This window comes from Streptococcus pseudopneumoniae (assembly GCF_001072315.1).
GTDB classification, from domain to species: domain Bacteria; phylum Bacillota; class Bacilli; order Lactobacillales; family Streptococcaceae; genus Streptococcus; species Streptococcus pseudopneumoniae_R.
Window position 1 is genome coordinate 1 of the sequence record NZ_JVLI01000194.1, and the last position, 862, is coordinate 862.

1 protein-coding gene is annotated in these 862 nt (G+C 32.8%); it reads right to left on the minus strand.

Annotated features, from left to right (window positions below):
- Positions 1-819 (minus strand): helix-turn-helix domain-containing protein (locus tag ADH54_RS09925; protein WP_049524993.1); only part of this gene is annotated, 819 nt, incomplete at its 3' end.
- Between the last annotated feature and the right edge of the window lie 43 nt (positions 820-862).

The window sequence follows — 862 nt, forward strand, 5'->3', positions numbered from 1 at the left end:
CATTAAAGGATTGTTATAAATCTTACATAACTCTCTTGCTTCTATATAATAATTTTTGACTTGTTCTCTGTCTAGAAATTTGGCTCCAGCATTTCCTACAAGAATAAGTAGAGGAGCCAGTTGGTAGCTTGTCTGTCTTTGTTTACAGAGTTCAATCGTCTCAAGAGCTTCTTGGATGGCTTCGTTATATTTTTCCTTTGACACTAGGTAGTGAGCGTAGTTGTAACGAACTCTGATGTAGCCAAATAAAAACTCTTGATGCTCAAAATTTTTTGTCTGATATAACTCCATCAAATGAGAGTAGTTTGCCTCATATTCTTGTTCACGACCTACTAAGGAATAGAAGTTAGATAGAGTGTTCAAGGCCTTTAAATAAATCAGAGTATTTGAAGAGACTTTTAATAATATATTTTCCAATGAAGAAATAGCCTCACGCTTACTGTCATATTGATAGAAGTCAATAATAGCTTTAATCCATTCAAGGTAAGTTCGGTCTTCTAGTGTTAGAAAAGTACTTCGTTCAATCTCTATTCTATAAATATATTCCAAATCGTCATAATTTCTGTTATCTAATAGTCGAGCAGATAATTGCTTGAAATTAGAGAGGTTAGATTTAATTTCAATTTGTTCATTAAAAAAATAATCTAATGGTACTTCAAGTCGTTGTGAGAGTTTGAACAAAAGGTCTGCGGAGGGAATGAAATGCCCTCTCTCAATTTTACTAATCTGGCTTTGTTCACAAATTCCTTCTGCAAGAGTTTGTTGGGAGAGTCTCAACTCTTTTCTTTTCAATCTGAATTTCTCTGCGAGTGTATTCATTAAAGATAATAAACCTTCCTATTTGCTTAATTTCATTATAAAA